This window comes from Afifella aestuarii (assembly GCF_004023665.1).
In the GTDB taxonomy this organism is placed as follows: domain Bacteria; phylum Pseudomonadota; class Alphaproteobacteria; order Rhizobiales; family Afifellaceae; genus Afifella; species Afifella aestuarii.
In genome coordinates this window covers 151,808-166,043 of sequence record NZ_SAUF01000005.1, presented here as the reverse complement: position 1 = coordinate 166,043, position 14,236 = coordinate 151,808, and the positions used below count along the sequence as shown (strand labels likewise).

Sequence of the window (14,236 nt, the reverse complement as noted above, 5' to 3'; positions counted from 1 at the left end):
GCAGGCGCCTGCGCACCGTGCGACTTGAAACGGTGGATTGAAGGGAGAGAGGAAGAGGCGAAGGCCGGCAGACGCTGCGCTCCAATCACGGAACGCCTTGCCGGCCTTCCGGGAGGGCTAGTCGAGCATGCGGCCGAGCCCGGCATAGAGATCGGGGCGCTTTGCCTTGATGCGATAGCCGAAGAGAATGCCGGACAGGCAAACCAGGGCGATCGCGTAGGGGAACGAAGCGACCACTGGGCTTTCGCTGCCTGACAGCAGCGAGAGATTGTTGATCACCAGGGCAAGGGCTCCGAGCAATCCCACGAACGCAACGCTCGGTGCCACCAGCGTGGTCCAGCGGCCATGCTGGTCAGGATGGCGATGGAAATACAGGATGATCGCCACCGAAACCAAAGCCTGCACCGACAAGATGCCGATCACCGCAAGAGCCGACATCCAGGAGAAGACCACGGCATAGGGGTCGGCTCCCGAGACGACGAAGACGAGAAGGATGGCGGCCGCGCTCACACTTTGGACGACGCCGGCGATGTGCGGCGACAGATGCTTTTCATGCACCCGACCGAGGGCCCGCATGGCCAGACCTTCCCGGCCGAGCGCGAAGAAGTAGCGGTTGAGCGTGTTGTGAAACGAGAGCACGCAGGCAAACAGGCTCGTGATCAGCAGGACGTTCATGGTCTCGCTGGCCCAGCGCCCGAGCACCGCATCCATGGCGGCAAAGAAGAAATTGTCGAGCCCGGCTTCGGCGACCGCCTGCACCTGCGAAGCGCCGTAATGCTGCACGATCGCCCAGGTCGAAAACGCGTAGAACAAGGTGATGAGAAGGACGGCGACATAAGTCGCCTTCGGGATCGTCGTCTCAGGGTTTTCAGCCTCTTCGCCGAAAATGGCGGTCGCCTCAAAGCCGATGAAAGAGCCGATGACGAAGACGAGTGCCGCCCCCAGCCCCGGCGACAGGACGGTGGCGGGTGCGAACGAGGTCAAGCCGATGCCTTCCGGCCCGCCGCCTTGCAGGAGGATCCCGACATCGAGCAGCAGAAGAATGACGATCTCCGCCACCATGCAGACACCGAGGATCTTGCCCGAGAACGCGATGTTGCGCTGCCCGCAGAGATGAACCACGGCCAAGGCGGCGAACGACCAGACCCACCAGGGCATCTCGATGCCGTAAGGCGCGAGCCCTGCCGCAACGAAGACGCCGAAGAGCGCGTACACGGCGATCTGCACGGCGCTGTAGGTGATCAACGCCATCATGGCCGCGCCGACTCCCGTCGGCCGACCGATGCCTTGAGAGATATACGCATAGAAAGCACCGGCTCCCTCCACATGACGGCTCATTGCCGTGAACCCAACGGAGAAGACCAGGTACAACAGCCCCGCCAGAAGGTAGGCGCCGGGAACGCCCGCACCGTTGCCGAAAGCGAAAGCGACCGGTGAAGCTCCGACGACGGCGGTCAAAGGAGCGGCGGCTGCGACGACGAAGAATACGATATGGGCAAGCCCCACCGAATTCCTTGCCAGTCTCGGACTGGCGACAGGATTGGCGATTTCCAGCGTCATATCACCCCTCATTGGAACTGCTATTCGCCAAAGCTACGAGGGGGAATTTGGTACCGATATTGCATGTTACGCCAATGAATCGATAATTCGCGCCGAGAGGGGGTTTGACGATTATGTCACCGGCAAATGCCCTACACTTAGACAGTCGCATGCCAGCGATTGCATCAATTCGAGCGTCCGCACTGGCGCCGATCATTCAAGAACTCGACAAGCGCACGGCCAAGACCGACGTTTTACTGGCGGGCCACGGTATATTGCGCGCCCAGCTCAACGATCCCTATGCTGTCGTCCCGATCGCCCGCTATCTCGCTGCCTTCGAAGAGGCTGCCGTCGTGGTTCGCGATCCTTTTCTCGGCGCTGAGCTCGGGGTGTCGATCAAGCCCGCGGATCTCGGGCCGATGGGCATGCTTTTCTCGATGACCTCGACCATCGAAGCCGCCTTCAAGCGCCTGTGCCGTTCGATGGCCGCGCTGCAGGGCGCCAGTCATTCCTCCGTCTCCTGCGAAGACGAGACGCTGATCTGGTCCTACGGAATCACCGACACGTCGCTCTCCCCGCGCCGGCAGGACAGCGAGTTCACCCTGGCGACGACCTGCCATCTCGTCAGGCAGTGCTTTTCAAGCAGCTGGCGGCCCCTCGAGGTGCACTTCGAGCACGGCGCCCCGCGCGATCCGAAACCGCTGGAGCGCATCTTCCAGGCACCTGTCCTATTCGGGCAGTCGACCAACAGACTGGTGATGGACCTTGCCGGCGCCCGCCGCGTCTATCGCAAAGAGGATCCCGCTCTCGCCAGCGTCCTGGAGCGGCATATCAACGACCTCTTCGTCGAAACCGTGGCTCCCACCACCTATTCCGAACGCGTCCTGGCGCTCATCGCCATCCATCTCGGTTTCACCAACATCACGCTCGCCACAATCTCCAGAGAGCTCGGAATTCCACCGAGGACACTTCAGCGCCGCCTCGCGGACGAAGGCACATCCATCCGCAAATTGGTACAGGATTACAGGAAGTCCCTTTTGCGCCGGCACAACGCGGCCCATGGCGGAAACCGGTCGCGGCTTGCGCAGGCGCTCGGCTATGCTGACAGCACGGCGCTGTGGCGCGCCGAGAAGCGGTGGGAGGACGGCGAGTAGGTGCATCATCGAGGGATCTGCAGGCTCGGCTGAGGACTGACGGGCGGGCTCAGCCCGTCGCGCGGCAAACACAAACCTGTTTCAGAATTCGGCGACTTTCCCCCGGGCGCTGCGTCCGAAGCGCGACAGCGCATATTGCTTGTAATCGACGCTCGGTTCCGCTCCGGTGACGAGGTCAGCGATGAGCTGCCCCGCACCCGGGCCGATCCCGAAACCATGTCCGGAAAAACCGGCGGCCAGCAGAAACCCTTCCGGCCCCGCATTCGGGTCGATCACCGGCACACCATCAGGTGTGCTGTCAATGTAGCCGGCCCAGCGTGCCTGCACCGGCACCTGTTTCAGCGCCGGCAGCAGCTTCCGTGCCCGCGACAGGATTTTGTCGGTCGCGCGCATGGACGGTGCGGGATCGAGAATACGCATCCGCTCCATGGGCGTTGGCCGGTCGAGGGACCAGCGCCTGAGCGTTTCATGCCCGGCCCGCAATGCCGTGAGATCACCCGGCGACAGACTGCGCCAACGCTTGGCGAACATCGGCAGAAAGTGCCGGGCGAAGCGAAGCTGCTGCAGAGTCGGATCCGTCTTCGCCATCCCCGACACTGCGAGCGTGTAGCCGCCATCTCCGCGTCGCGTCACGGTCACATCCGCCGTGTGCAGTGCGTCGAGAAGCCCTTCCGCTCCCGGCTCAACGGAAAGAACGGAGGAGCGGATCGACGCCTGCGGAAAAACCACGCCGAGCTGCCGGCAAAACGAGGACGCCCAGGCGCCGCCCGACATCACCACCTGTCTCGTGCGGATAACACCTTTTTCGGTCACCACCGCGGAGACACGCCCGCCTTCCGTCTCGATGCCTCGGGCGGCACATGATTGATGAACCGTGCCGCCGAAACGAACGATTGCTTCGGCGATCATCGGTGCCGCGCAGGCGGGATCGGCAATCCCGTCAGACGGAGAAAAGACGCCACCCTTCCAGGATCGCCCTGTGACAGCGCCACGCGACGTGGCCTCCTCTCGACTGAGAGGATGGCTCGTCACGCCCATCGTCGCCGCAAAGCGGCACCATTCCGCCCAGCCTTCGATCTCCTTTTCGTCGTTCGAGAGATAAAGCAAGCCAGAACGCCGGAACCCGAGATCGGGTCCGAGCTCTGCAGCAAGCTCGTCCCAAAGCTCCAAGCTCCTGGTCGCCAGCGGCAGTTCGCGTGCATCACGGTTTTGCTGTCGGCACCAGCCCCAATTCCGGCTCGACTGCTCGGCGCCTATCATCCCCTTCTCCAGGAGAGCGACGCTGACGCCGCGCTTTGCGAGAAAATATGCCGCCGACACCCCGATGATCCCGCCTCCGATCACGACGACATCGGCGGCCGCCGGCAATTGCGGGGATGAGGGAACGCTCAGCAAAGGAACAGGCATGAATCTCTCCAATCGCTCCGAATCTAGCATCGAGACCGGTTCGGATCGGCAGCAATCTCCAGCTTCAGCAGCAGAAGATGCTTCGAAACATGCAGACGGCGGCAGCTTGTGTTTCAAGCATGCACGCGCAGGCTGGTTGTCAGAAAGCTCAACTCGGCGCAATCTGCCGGCATCTTATGCCGTGCACGCCGGAGGAGGCCCCCCTGCCCACCAATTCGCGCATGAAACTCGATATGATCGACGTGAAAATCCTCTGCGAATTGCAGAAGAACGGACGTATCACCAACGTCGAGCTGGCCGAGCTCGTCAATCTCTCGCCAAGCCCCTGCCTGACCCGGATGAAGAAGCTGCAGGCCGCCGGCTACATCACCGGCTACTCGGCCCAGATCGATGTGAGCAAGATCGGGGAGACGCTGACCGTCTTCACCGAATTCACCTTGAAGAACCACCGACATACGGACTTTTCGCGCTTTCAGGCGACGGTGGAGAAAATCGATTCCTGCGTGGAATGCCACCTCGTCTCGGGCGGCTACGACTACCTCGTCAAATTCGTGACAGCCGGCATCGTGCATTACCAGACGATCATGGAAAAGCTCATCGATGACGACATCGGCATCGACAAGTATTTCAGCTTCGTGGTGATCAAATCGCCCTTCATCAAGGCGCATCTGCCGCTGACATCGCTGTTTCGCGACAAGCTTCACGCCTGAGGAAAGCCGCTGCCCGCCGCGTCGTTCAGCGCCCGGCGACGGCCTGCATCAGTTCGTTGTCGTGCTCGAGGCGGTCGAGCCAGTTGGTGTCGAGCTGTGGCACAGAGGATATCAAAAGACGGGAATAGGGATGCTCGGCACCCGACTTCATTCGGTTCGTCGGCATCTCCTCCACCTTCTCTCCCTGATACATCACCACGACCTCGTCGCAGATCGCTTCGACCGTCGAGAGATCGTGGCTGATGAACATGTAGGAAAGGCCGAGCTCTCGCTGCAATTCATCGAGGAGCTTCAGGATGGCGGCCGCCACCACCGTATCCAACGCCGAGGTGATCTCATCGCAGAGGATCAGCTCAGGTTTCGCCGCCAAGGCGCGCGCCAGGTTGACGCGTTGCTTCTGGCCGCCCGACAATTCGCTTGGCAGACGATGTTTCAAGGCGGCCGGCAGGCGCACCATATCGAGCAGCCGGTCGACCTCCGCCTCGCGCTGGCGCCCCCTCATGCCATGATAGAAGGTGAGCGGGCGGCCCAGAATTGCCCGCACAGGCCGATTGGGGTTGAGAGCGGTATCGGCGAGCTGAAAGACGATCTGCATCTTGCGCAGCTCTTCACGGCTGCGCCCGCTGACACTTTTCGCAAGTTCCCGGCCCTCGAACATCACGCTGCCTGAGGATTGCGGCAGAAGGCCCGAAATGACGCGCGCCAGTGTCGACTTCCCGCTGCCGGATTCGCCGATAATCCCGAGGCTCTCACCCGCCGCCAGGCGGAAGGTCACGTCCTTGAGCGCGAGAAAGCCAGGCTGACCATCGGAGCCGGTCGGTCCGTAACCGGCACTGAGATTCTTCACCTCCAGAATGGCATTTCTCTGCGCCATGGCACGCGGATCCGCCGGCGCGCGCTCGACGGGATGAAAGGCTGCGATGAGCTCTTTCGTATAGGCATGCTGCGGCGCGTGGACGATTTTCTCCGTCTCGGCCACTTCCTGCACTTCGCCGCCCTTCAGGACGACGATGCGGTCGGCGATCTGGGCGACGACGGCAAGATCGTGCGAGACATAGATCCCGGCCATATTCCGCTCGGCGATGACCGACTTGAAGGCGCGCAGAACTTCGATCTGTGTCGTCACGTCGAGAGCCGTCGTCGGCTCGTCGAACACCATCACCCCGGGATCGCCCATCAGGGCCATCGCCGCCGCCAGCCTCTGCAATTGTCCGCCCGACACCTGATGCGGATAGCGCGCGCCAATCGTCTCCGGATTGGGCAGCGACAATGCCCGGAAGAGCTCGACGGCCTTGCGACGCGCATCCTCCGGCGGCATCAGTTGATGAATGCGGGAGACCTCAACGACCTGTTCCATGATGGTCTGGGAGGGATCGAAGGCCGCAGCTGCCGATTGCGGCACATAGGCGACCTGCTGCCCGCGCACATGCCGGCGTTCGGCCTCGCTCATCGTCACCATATCGCGGCCGGCGACCACGACCTCGCCGCGGGTGATCCTGCAGCCCGGGCGCGTGTAACCCAGAAGCGTCAATGCGATCGTGGTTTTGCCGGAACCACTTTCGCCGATCAAAGCGACCACCTCACCCTCGGCCACCTCGATATCGACGCCTTTGATGATATCCACGACACGCCCGGAATCGGTCTTCGCGGCGACGGCAAGATCACGAATTTCGACGATATTGCCCATCAGGCGCTCCGATCGCGGATGCGTGTCGGCAGGTTGTCGATCAGCATGTTGACCGAGATGGTCAGGCTCGCAATGGCGATCGACGGAAAGATCACGGCAGGCGCACCGTACGGCAGGCCGGCGAGGTTCTCACGCACCAGGCCGCCCCAATCGGCATTCGGCGGCTGCACGCCTAGGCCGAGGAAAGACAGGCCTGACAGAAGCAGCACGATGAAGACGAAGCGCAGGCCGAAATCCGCCAGCACCGGGCCGATGATGTTGGGCAGGATTTCCTCCCGGATGATGTAGACGGTGCCCTCTCCCCGCGCCCGCGCGACCGTCACGAAATCCATCGTGTTGGTGTTGGCGGCAAGCGAACGGGCAAAGCGATAGCTCCCCGGTGCATAGATGAGCGCCAGCGTCACGATCAACACAGGGATGGAGCTGCCGACGCCGGCAACAACCACAAGCCCGAACATGAGCGAGGGGATGGCGTTGAGCGCGTCGAGAAAACGCGACAGCGCCGTGTCGAAGAAGCCGCCCACGACGGCGGCGATCATACCGAGCGCCACACCAACGAAACAGGCGAGCGACACCGCGGCGAAGGCGATGCCGACCGTATAGCGCGCACCCATCAAGATGCGCGAGAGGATATCCCGGCCGAGATAGTCGGTGCCGAGCCAGAATTTCTGCGACATCGGTCCGAAGAAATCGAAATCGACAATCTTGCCGACTGGATAAGGCACGAGGAGCGGTGCGCAGATTGCAATCACGATCCAAAACAGGACCACGATCGCGCCGATCGTTCCGACGGCATTGATGTGGAAGCCTGTGCGGCGGCGGGCGGCGGCGACGAGAGCTTTCACTGGCGCAGCCTCGGGTTGGAGGCGATGGCAATCACGTCCGCAATGAGGATCAAAAGAAGATAGCTCAGGCAGAACAGCATCGCACAGGTCTGGATGAGAGGAAGATCGCGGGTCGCAACGGCATCCACCATGAGCTTGGCGACGCCCGGATAGTTGAAGATCGTCTCCACGATGATGACGCCTCCGAGGAGATAGGAGAGCGACAGGGCCATGGCGTTCGCGATCGGACCGAGCGCGTTCGGCAGCGCATGTCTCATGACCATTCGTCGCCGGGTCGCGCCCTTGAGGAGCGCCATCTCGACATAGGGGGTGTTGATCGTATCGATCACGGCAGCGCGGGTCATGCGGATCATCTGCGCCGAGACGACGAAGCTCAACGTGATCACCGGCATGGCATAGACCCGCAGAAGCTCACCCAGGCCTTGGACTTCATTGGCGAAGGAGAGCGCCGGCAGCCAGCCGAGATAGACAGCGAAAATCAGAACGGCGAGGGTCGCGACCATGAACTCTGGCACCGAGATCACGGTCACCGTGAAGACCGACACGAGGCGGTCGTAGAACGAACCGCGGAACATGGCCGCAGTCACACCGAGAAAGAGCGACAGCGGCACCGAAAAGAACGTGGTGACGGCTCCGAGCTTCAATGAGTTCACGAGACGCCCGGAAATCAGCTCTGCCACGTCGCGGTTGTTGGCATAGGACCGTCCGAAGTCACCCGTCACCAGACCGGCAAGCCAATGCACGAAGCGCAGGACCGCAGGCTGGTCGAGATGCATCGCCTTGCGAAGACCTGCCACCGCTTCCGGCGTCGCCGACTGCCCGAGAAGGATCTGTGCGACGTCGCCCGGCAAAAGCTCCGTGGCCGCGAAGACAGCAAAGGCAACAATGACGAGGGAGACGAGCATAATCCCAATGCGGCGGATAATAAGACCGGCGATCGTGGAATTCATGCAGCTCTTTCTCCTTCGTTCTTCGGGCGCGATAGGCCGAGCGCCCAGGCTCGCAGGATGGCTCGGCCTTCAGCTCTCTTAGTCGTCGAGCCAGACATATTCGGCGAAGGCGTAACCCATCATGCCGCCTAGCGGATTAGGCTGCAGGCCCTTCAGTTTCGAAGACAGGGCATCGACATTGGAGATCCAGACAGGGATGATGGTTCCGGCGTCTTCCGCCACCATCACCTGCATCTCGTCGTACATTTCCTTACGCTTGGCCTCATCGAGGGTGCCGCGTGCCTCTACCAGCATCTTGTCGAATTTTTCAGACTGGTAGCGGCTCTCGTTCCACGGCGCGTCGGAGGTGTAGAGGAGCGAGAAGAGAATATCCGGGGTCGGCCGCGGATTGATGTTGCCGAAGTGTATGGGCGCCTTCAGCCAATAGTTCGACCAGTAGCCATCGGAAGGAACGCGCTGCACATCGAAGGGCATGCCGATTTCCGACCCCGCCTGCTGCACCACCATCGCCATGTCGATCGACGAGGTCGCAGCCGTCGAAGCAACGATCGGGATCGACTGCCCGAGAACGCCTGCACTCTCAAAAAGCTTCTTCGCCTTTTCCGGATCGTAATCCTTCGGCTTCAGCTCTGCATTGTAATAGCGGTCATTCGGCGAAACCGGCTGATCGTTGGCGATGACAGCCAGATCGCGCATGACGGAGCGCGCGATGACCTCACGATTGACGAGGTATTTGAGGCCGTCGACGAAATCCTTCTTGTCGCCTGGCGCCATGTCGAGGCGGACGTTGAGGTCGGTATAATTCCCTGACGTCGTCTTCGACAGCGTGACTGTGTCGATCGTATCGAGGCGCCTGATCGAACGCGGATTGATTGAAGCAGCGAGCGCGATGTCACCCGACAGGAGCGCATTCACGCGTGCCGTTTCATCCGGGATCGCAATGAACTCGAGGGAATCGAGATAAGGAAGGTTCTCCTTCCAATAATCCTCGTTGCGGACGCCGACTGATCTAACCCCGGGCTCGAAGGTCTCGCATTTGAAAGCGCCGGTCCCGTTCGCCGTCGTGAAGTCGGTCGTGCCGTCGGCGAGGATCATGAAATGGTGCAGAGACAGAATGATCGGCAGGTCGGCGTTCGGCGAACTCAGCACCAGCTCCAGAACCCGGTCGTCCACCTTCTTGAAGGTCTCCATCTGCTGCGCCATGGCGTTCGCCTTGGAGCCGACGGATTCATCCTTGTGACGCTGGAGCGAATAGATGACGTCGTCCGTCGTCAGCGTCTTGCCGTCATGGAAGGTGACGTCCGGGCGGAGCGTGATCTTCCACGTCTTGGCGTCGTCGGATTCGATGCTTTCGGCGAGCTCCATCTCGACGGAGCCCTTCTCGTCGAGGAAGGTCAGCCGATTGTAGAAGGAGCAGCAACGCACATAATCGGTGGAAAGAGAGGCTTTTGCGGGATCGAGTGTGTCGGCCGTCGAGGAGGACCAACCGGCGGCGGTGATCGATCCGCCCTTCTTCGGGGTCGCAGCAAAGGCCGTCGTCGCACGCGTCATGATGGCGCTCCCGGCCGCCATCGCCACGCCGCTCGCCGCAAGCAGACGCAAGAGATCGCGGCGTGAAGCGCCTCGTCGGATGGCCTCCTCCACCATCGCATCGTCGCGCCTCGTCCAATTCGTGACGTCCCAGTTCGTCCGGTTATTCTGGCTCATGCGTCGGTCCTTTCCGGTGACAAAGAGGTGGCATCCCGTCTTGGCGCGGTTTGAAACAGGTTCAGGGCTGGTCGACGGCCTCCGCCAATGCAGCCAGGGAAGTGAAGTGATAGTCCGGCTCGGTGAACCGCTCAGGGGCTATCGTGCCCCCGTAGCCTTTCCGGCCGTGACGGCGCTCGATCCAACAATTGGTGAGACCGAGCTGCCGGGAGACACCGATATCGTGATACTGGCTTTGGGCGACATGCAGGATGTCGGCCTTCTCGATCCCCTCGCCCTTCAAATCGGCGAGCACCGCCTCGAAGAAGGCCGGGTCCGGTTTTTCGGTCCCTGTGTCGTCGACCGTGAAAGACTTGTGAAACGGCTTCCCAAGTTCGTCCGAGAAGCGCTCGAAGGCCCAGCGCTGCGCATTGGTCATGGCAACGAGCCGGAAGCGTCGGCGCAATTTCGCAAGAGCTGCGCGGCTGTCGGAAAAGGCCGGCGCAGAGGCGACGGCTTCTACGACGCGGGCGCCATATTCCTCACCGCGCGGAAGATGCATCTTCGCGGCAATCTTGTCGTAGCAGCGAGCGACGTCGTCAGGGAATCGACCGCCACCCGGATCGCGGCGGCTCTCACGGTAGATAGCGAGAGCCTCCTCGCCATCCAGCGTCGCACCTACGTCTGCCGCAAGGCTGGCGAGGCCGTTTTTTAAGCCCGTTTCAAAGTCAATGAGCGTGCCCACGACATCGAAAGTCAGAACTTTGAAAGTCGCCAGCCTGCGGGTCACGCATTCCTCCGCCTTGAACGCCCACGAGAGACGCCGCCATCTGGCAGCATAATCTTCCGCGATGTAGCACCGATGCACTCAACGTCGCCGGGCGATTGCTTGGTCAGAAATCAGCCCGGTTTTGTACTCCGTCGACTGTAATGTGCTTTCTTTCCAGGAATGCAGTCTCGCAGGACGACCCTTTATGAGGTTCCGAATGCGGCCGGCATCACAGCATAATCTGTCGATTTTTGAAGCAAGTCGGAATCTTGCTCACGCAATCGTCAATAGCCGCGCGCTTTGTCGACGAGCCCGGGGATCGGTCGGCCTTCCTCGTGTGCGCGCAGGCACTCAACTGCGGCCAAGGCCCCCTCTTCGAAATCGGTCATCGTGGCGACATGGGGCGTCAGAACGAGGCGCGGATGGCTCCAGAACGGGTGCTCGGCCGGCAAAGGCTCAGGCTCGGTCACATCGAGGAAAGCACCCTCGAGATGGCCGGTATCAAGTGCATCTAGAAGCGCATCATGATCGAGCTGCCGACCTCTCCCGGCATGCACAAGCGTGGCGCCTTTCGGCAGAGCCGCAAAGAGCTGCGCGTCGAGAATGTTCTCCGTCTCCTTCGTCAGCGGCAGAAGACAAATGAGAATATCGGTCCCTGCCAGGAACGCCGGAAGCTCGCGCCGCCCAACGAAGGTCTGCACCCCGTCGAGCGCGCGGGGCGAGCGCCCCCAGCCGGCGAGTTTGAAACCAAAGGGACGAAGCGCCTCCAGCACGGCCGTTCCGAGCTGACCCAGCCCCATCACGCCGACGGTTTTCCGCCGCGCAAGATCGACACGGCCGGCGCTCCAGGTCTTGTCGCGCTGCTGGGCAATGTAACGCGGCAATTGCCGGTGCATCGCCAGAACGCCGAGGACGACATAGTCGCGCATCATTTCGGCGATGCTCGGCGTGACCATGCGCGCGACCTTCACATGCTCCGGCAGAGCGCGAAAATCGAACTGGTCGACACCGGCACCGACCGAGAGGATCATCTTAAGGTTCGGATAGGTCTTCACCGGGTCGGCCGGAGCGTTCCAGGTCGCGATGAAACGGACCTTTGAGGGATCTTGGACCGCATCAAAGCCGTCGTAGAATTCTAGTTCCGGCAATTCCCGCCCGAAGATCGGTTTCCAGACCTCGGCGCGCTCTTTGTGCGAAAGATAAAGCAGCGCCATCGCTCAGACGCCCTTCATGGCCGCGCGGACATCCGCGTCGGCCAGGGTTTCGTCGAGAACGCGGCGCGTGCGCTCCACGATTTCGTCGATCTCCTCATCGCTGCAGCAAAGCGGCGGCGCAAAGCCGATGACGCCCTGAGCGAAGGCACGAACGATCAGCCCGTTCTTGTAAGCACGATCGAAGATGCGCTTTCCGGCTTCCGCCGCAGCAGGTAGCGGCGTCTTTGCCGACTTGTCGGTGACGAGTTCGATCGCAGCCAGCATTCCGCGGCCACGCACATCGCCGACAAGCGGGTGTTCTGCGAGGCTTTCAAGGCCCGCCATCAACCGCTTCCCGGCCCGCCTGCCATTGTCCAGAAGCCCCCCTTCGTAGAGCTTCAGGACTTCCAGGCCGACAGCTGCGCTCACGGGATGGCCGGAATAGGTGTAGCCGTGGCCGATCGCGGCCTCGCCTGCCCCATCGGCGATCGTCTGATAGACATGATCGGCCATGAAGACGGCACCGAGCGGCACATAGCCGGAGGTGAGCCCCTTCGCGACCGTCATGAAGTCCGGCACCACTCCCTCTTCCAGGCAGGCAAAGAGCGGGCCCGTGCGACCGAAGCCGGTGATCACTTCGTCGGCCACGAAGAGAATGCCGAGTTCGCGGCAGGTATCTGCCATCGCCTTCACCCAGCCTGGCGGCGGCACCAGGACGCCACCCGAGCCCTGAATCGGCTCGGCGTAAAAGGCGGCGACGCGGTCTTTGCCGATCTCGTCAACCTTGGCCGCCAGCGCCGCGACCGAGGCGGCGATCACCGTCTCGGGATCGCGTCCGACCGGATTGCGGTAGAGGTAATGGGACGGGATCTTGTGCTGCCACTCGAAAGGCACGCCGAAGCCCGTGTGGAAGCCCTTGAGCGCCGTGAGGCCTGCGCCTGCGGTCGAAGAACCGTGAAAACCCTGCTCCAGCGAGATGAACTGATCCCGCTCCGGCGTGCCGCGCGCGTGGTTGTAGTAGCGGATGAAACGGATCGTGCTGTCGACCGCGTCCGATCCCCCGAGCGTGAAATACACATGGTCGAGATCACCCGGTGCCCTCTCGGCGAGCGCTTCGGCAAGCTTGATCGCCGGCTCGGAGCCCAGATCGAAATAGCCGGTCGCATATGGCAGGCGGCGCATCTGTTCGGCGGCAGCCTCAACGATGCTCTCGTGTCCGTAGCCCGCATTCACGCACCACAGACCGGCAAAGCCGTCGAGAAGCCGATGTCCCTCCCGGTCCGTCAGCCACGCCCCCTTTGCGGAGGCCATGACGCGCACCCCGTCCCGCTCATGCCCGCGAAAGGAGCTCAAAGGATGCACCAGGTGCTCGCGATCAGCCTCGAGCAATGAATTTGAAAGCATGTCGTTCTCCGGAAACGTCAGCCAAAGGCCTGAGAGACAAGGGCGAAAGTTTTTGGTTCTCCGTCGCGGATCGCGCGGGGCTCCTCGCCCCGCGCCATCGCCACGCCGGACCCGGTCTCGGGGAGTCCGAGATCCGCGAGCCAGGACGAGAGACCGGTGTCACGGCGCGTATCGATGCGCAGGAACTCTCCGGCGTGCCGCTCAATGAGGGCGAGGATCAGGTTCCTGGTCGCCTCGATATTTGTGGCAACGACGGGCCCGATGACCCGGCCGCGCCCGAATGGGCGACAAATCCCGAAACCTGAGAGAGATCCCCTGTCGCGCAAGACGACCGCTTTGCCGCCGGCGGCAAAGAGCTGTCCGAAAAGCGCGCGACGATCGCCCCCGTAGGCTGCTCGATCGAGGTCGATGATCGCGTCGAGATCCGCGTCGCGCGCCACCTCGACGTCCTCCGAAGGCGCCGCGGAAGCAATCTTGCCCTGGTGTTGGACGATCCCGCCACGCTCTTCGAAGCCGAGCTTCTTGTAGAGCGGAAGACCATCCTCCGTCGCCACAAGGCGCAGATTCCGCGAGCCGGACGCCTCGATCGCGGCTTCCACGAGCCGGCGCCCCAGCCCCTGGCCGCGCAAAGAGCTGTCGACGATGATCATATCGATCGTTGCAAGATCAGGGCCGAAGGGTGTGGTGAAGGCCGTGCCGACGACGCGCCCATTCTTCGTTGCGACGAAGCCTTGCGAGACCGCATCGACCATCGCCCAGTCTTCGGTTCGGTGCGGCCAATTCTCGGCCTGCGACAGGCGGACGGCTGCCTCAAAATGCGGATCGGAAAACGGTTCAAGCAGAATGTCGGTCATCTCTCGCAACAGAATCCTTGGTTCTCGCAATTGGTAGC

At 62.0% G+C, this 14,236-nt stretch carries 12 protein-coding genes; 2 read left to right on the top strand and 10 right to left on the bottom strand.

What is annotated here, in order from left to right; all coding sequences use genetic code 11:
* Positions 1-117: 117 nt before the first annotated feature.
* The gene (locus tag EO094_RS14960; protein ID WP_128293739.1) at positions 118-1,560 is read right to left on the bottom strand and encodes an APC family permease; all 1,443 of its coding nucleotides are present in this window, start codon (positions 1,558-1,560) and stop codon (positions 118-120) included.
* A 149-nt stretch (positions 1,561-1,709) separates the two neighbouring features.
* Here EO094_RS14960 and EO094_RS14955 point away from each other — a divergent pair, with 149 nt between their 5' ends.
* Complete coding sequence (locus EO094_RS14955) at positions 1,710-2,693, top strand: AraC family transcriptional regulator (protein WP_246008547.1); 984 nt, start codon at positions 1,710-1,712, stop codon at positions 2,691-2,693.
* A gap of 81 nt (positions 2,694-2,774) precedes the next feature.
* Here the strand turns inward: EO094_RS14955 and EO094_RS14950 are convergent, their stop codons facing one another.
* The gene (locus EO094_RS14950) at positions 2,775-4,100 is read right to left on the bottom strand and encodes an NAD(P)/FAD-dependent oxidoreductase (RefSeq protein WP_128293737.1); all 1,326 of its coding nucleotides are present in this window, start codon (positions 4,098-4,100) and stop codon (positions 2,775-2,777) included.
* A gap of 221 nt (positions 4,101-4,321) precedes the next feature.
* Here EO094_RS14950 and EO094_RS14945 point away from each other — a divergent pair, with 221 nt between their 5' ends.
* The gene (locus tag EO094_RS14945) at positions 4,322-4,810 is read left to right on the top strand and encodes an Lrp/AsnC family transcriptional regulator (protein ID WP_092813935.1); all 489 of its coding nucleotides are present in this window, start codon (positions 4,322-4,324) and stop codon (positions 4,808-4,810) included.
* Between the two features lie 25 nt (positions 4,811-4,835).
* Here the strand turns inward: EO094_RS14945 and EO094_RS14940 are convergent, their stop codons facing one another.
* From EO094_RS14940 to EO094_RS14905, 8 genes are all read right to left on the bottom strand, one after another.
* Positions 4,836-6,497, bottom strand: coding sequence for an ABC transporter ATP-binding protein (locus EO094_RS14940; protein ID WP_128293736.1), 1,662 nt, complete (start codon positions 6,495-6,497; stop codon positions 4,836-4,838).
* Positions 6,497-7,342 (bottom strand): ABC transporter permease, encoded by an 846-nt coding sequence (locus EO094_RS14935; protein WP_128293735.1) that lies wholly within the window; start codon positions 7,340-7,342, stop codon positions 6,497-6,499. The genes EO094_RS14940 and EO094_RS14935 overlap by 1 nt, the downstream gene beginning before the upstream one ends.
* Complete coding sequence (locus EO094_RS14930; protein WP_128293734.1) at positions 7,339-8,292, bottom strand: ABC transporter permease; 954 nt, start codon at positions 8,290-8,292, stop codon at positions 7,339-7,341. Before EO094_RS14930 ends, EO094_RS14935 begins: the two co-directional genes overlap by 4 nt.
* Before the next feature lie 78 nt (positions 8,293-8,370).
* On the bottom strand, positions 8,371-9,999 hold the full coding sequence (locus EO094_RS14925; RefSeq protein WP_128293733.1) for an ABC transporter substrate-binding protein: 1,629 nt from the start codon (positions 9,997-9,999) through the stop codon (positions 8,371-8,373).
* 61 nt (positions 10,000-10,060) lie between these two features.
* The gene (locus EO094_RS14920; RefSeq protein ID WP_128293732.1) at positions 10,061-10,768 is read right to left on the bottom strand and encodes an HAD-IA family hydrolase; all 708 of its coding nucleotides are present in this window, start codon (positions 10,766-10,768) and stop codon (positions 10,061-10,063) included.
* 263 nt (positions 10,769-11,031) lie between these two features.
* Positions 11,032-11,961: a 2-hydroxyacid dehydrogenase gene (locus EO094_RS14915; RefSeq protein WP_128293731.1), complete on the bottom strand. Its 930-nt coding sequence runs from the start codon at positions 11,959-11,961 to the stop codon at positions 11,032-11,034.
* 3 nt (positions 11,962-11,964) lie between these two features.
* Positions 11,965-13,344, bottom strand: a complete 1,380-nt coding sequence (locus EO094_RS14910; protein WP_128293730.1) for an aspartate aminotransferase family protein — start codon at positions 13,342-13,344, stop codon at positions 11,965-11,967.
* A 17-nt stretch (positions 13,345-13,361) separates the two neighbouring features.
* Positions 13,362-14,198: a GNAT family N-acetyltransferase gene (locus tag EO094_RS14905; protein WP_128293729.1), complete on the bottom strand. Its 837-nt coding sequence runs from the start codon at positions 14,196-14,198 to the stop codon at positions 13,362-13,364.
* Between the last annotated feature and the right edge of the window lie 38 nt (positions 14,199-14,236).

Excerpts from the sequence above, each read along its gene's own strand:
- EO094_RS14960 (WP_128293739.1), bottom strand. The coding sequence starts at position 1,560 with ATGACGCTGGAAATCGCCAATCCTGTCGCCAGTCCGAGACTGGCAAGG.
- EO094_RS14955 (WP_246008547.1), top strand. The coding sequence starts at position 1,710 with ATGCCAGCGATTGCATCAATTCGAGCGTCCGCACTGGCGCCGATCATT.
- EO094_RS14950 (WP_128293737.1), bottom strand. The coding sequence starts at position 4,100 with ATGCCTGTTCCTTTGCTGAGCGTTCCCTCATCCCCGCAATTGCCGGCG.
- EO094_RS14945 (WP_092813935.1), top strand. The coding sequence starts at position 4,322 with ATGAAACTCGATATGATCGACGTGAAAATCCTCTGCGAATTGCAGAAG.
- EO094_RS14940 (WP_128293736.1), bottom strand. The coding sequence starts at position 6,497 with ATGGGCAATATCGTCGAAATTCGTGATCTTGCCGTCGCCGCGAAGACC.
- EO094_RS14930 (WP_128293734.1), bottom strand. The coding sequence starts at position 8,292 with ATGAATTCCACGATCGCCGGTCTTATTATCCGCCGCATTGGGATTATG.
- EO094_RS14925 (WP_128293733.1), bottom strand. The coding sequence starts at position 9,999 with ATGAGCCAGAATAACCGGACGAACTGGGACGTCACGAATTGGACGAGG.
- EO094_RS14915 (WP_128293731.1), bottom strand. The coding sequence starts at position 11,961 with ATGGCGCTGCTTTATCTTTCGCACAAAGAGCGCGCCGAGGTCTGGAAA.
- EO094_RS14910 (WP_128293730.1), bottom strand. The coding sequence starts at position 13,344 with ATGCTTTCAAATTCATTGCTCGAGGCTGATCGCGAGCACCTGGTGCAT.
- EO094_RS14905 (WP_128293729.1), bottom strand. The coding sequence starts at position 14,198 with ATGACCGACATTCTGCTTGAACCGTTTTCCGATCCGCATTTTGAGGCA.